Here is a 1,458-nt window from a genome sequence, read left to right as displayed (position 1 = left end):
CACCTTGCCGCCGGACACCGCCTTGACGGAGGTGCCGGTCGGCACGGGGAAGTCGACTCCGGTGTGGTAGCCGCTGGACCAGGCGGAGCCCGTCTTCCGGTACGGGGTGCCGGTGGCCGCGTCGACGGGGGCGCTCAGCCGCGAGGGCCGGGTGGTCTTGGCTCCGCTGGTGACGGTCTTCGCCTGCTGCTTCTTCAGATGGGGCGTCTGCTTGTCCGGCGTGCCCTTCTTCTCGGTCCGCGGCGGCGCCTGCTTCTTCGGGTCGAGCTTCTTCGGGGCCTGCTTCTGGGGCAGCTGCTTCTGCGGGGCCTGTTTCTGCGGGGCGGCCTGCTTCTTCGGCGCCTGCGTCTGCGGGGCCTGCTTCTGGGGGGCCTGCTTCTGGGGCAGCGGCTTCTCCCCCGTCTTCGACGCGTCCATCCGGATGACCAGCCGCTGGCCGGGGAGGATCAGATCCGGGTCGGAGCCGACCGTCGTACGGTTCTGCGCGTACAGCTGCTGCCAGCCGCCCCGGACCTCCTTCTGGTAAGCGATCTTGGAGAGAGAGTCGCCACGGGCCACGGTGTAGCCCTCGCGGTGGGTGGGAACCGAGGTCGGCGAGGTCTTCTGCTGGACCGTCTGGAGGGGGACCGCCTTCGCGGGCGTCGCCGTACGCCTGTTCTCCCGGTCGCTCCGGTCGGCGTCGGCCGCCCGCTCCGGCGAGAGCTGGGGGGAGGCGCCGCCCCGCTGGAGACCGGCGCGCTCCGAGCAGTTGGGCCAGGCTCCGGGGCCCTGCCCCTTCAGCACCCGCTCGGCGACGGCGATCTGCTGGTCCCTGCTGGCGAGGTCGGCGCGCGGGGCGTACTCCCGGCCGCCGTACGCCTCCCAGGTGGACTGGCTGAACTGAAGGCCCCCGAAATAGCCGTTCCCCGTATTGATCTTCCACTGACTGGTGGACTCGCAGGCGGCGACCTTCTCCCACACATCCATGGACGCGGAGTGCGCGGAACCCGCCCCCACGAGCGGAAGGGCTATTCCGGCTCCGCCCGCGGTGATCGTGAGAGAGGCACGATTGAATCGGCTCGGCTGATACTTGCGGTGCCGACCGGTTGCGGTCATGTGAGGCTCCCCCACTGAACAGGTTTGTCAAATGACGAATAGGTCACGTTCAGCGGTCAACCTAAGTGCTCGAATCAGGCCGTGACAAGGGCTCAATGCGGGCGCACTGGGAGCAGAGGGGACGGCCGGAACGCATCCCGCCCTCTGCGGCACCGGCCCCCGTGCACAGGGGAGTTGGCCGCCGCGCACAGGGGGCTCGGCGCCTCCACCGTTGTGCGCCGCCGCCCCCCGCCGCCGCCCCCGCCGCCGCCCTGCCGTCCGCCCCCGGCGGCCCGTCCGTGCCCGCCCGGCGCGAAGCCGTGGGAGACGCCCGCCGCCGCCCCGGACGCGGTACCCCATCGGAGCGACTTCCCACCCGCCCGG

At 71.6% G+C, this 1,458-nt stretch carries 1 protein-coding gene; it reads right to left on the bottom strand.

Annotated elements, in window-relative coordinates; translation table 11 throughout:
• The coding region (locus FF041_RS27030) for a transglycosylase family protein (RefSeq protein ID WP_153525269.1) at window positions 1-1,095 on the bottom strand (1,095 nt) is incomplete at its 3' end.
• Between the last annotated feature and the right edge of the window lie 363 nt (window positions 1,096-1,458).

This window comes from Streptomyces jumonjinensis (genome assembly GCF_009600885.1).
In the GTDB taxonomy this organism is placed as follows: domain Bacteria; phylum Actinomycetota; class Actinomycetes; order Streptomycetales; family Streptomycetaceae; genus Streptomyces; species Streptomyces jumonjinensis.
Note: the sequence above shows the minus strand (reverse complement) of the source record. Positions and strands in the feature narration are given on the sequence as shown.